This window comes from Paenibacillus sp. EKM10P, assembly GCF_011800655.1.
Taxonomy (GTDB): Bacteria; Bacillota; Bacilli; order Paenibacillales; family Paenibacillaceae; genus Paenibacillus; species Paenibacillus polymyxa.
In genome coordinates, this window is sequence record NZ_JAALET010000124.1 from 1 (window position 1) to 251 (window position 251).

At 53.4% G+C, this 251-nt stretch carries 1 protein-coding gene; it reads left to right on the forward strand.

The features are described from left to right. Positions 1-251 (forward strand): hypothetical protein (locus tag HFE01_RS26760; RefSeq protein WP_167442930.1); only part of this gene is annotated, 251 nt, incomplete at both ends.

Genomic DNA, 251 nt, shown 5'->3' on the forward strand with positions numbered 1-251 from the left:
GATCTGATCGACAGTGAGCCGATGCAATGGGTTGAGGACACTGTGCCGTTCGAGGTGGAATATACGAAGGTACAAGCGGAGGGTGCAACTACGGACACAGACACGAGGGTCAATAAGGAAGTACAAGAGCTGGTGAGTTGCTTTGTCCGTCCGTTTGATCTACAAGCTGCACCACTGCTGCGGGTAGGCTTGGTAGATCTAGGCGTATCAGGAGCAGGGCAGGAACCGCAGCATGTACTCATGCTCGACAT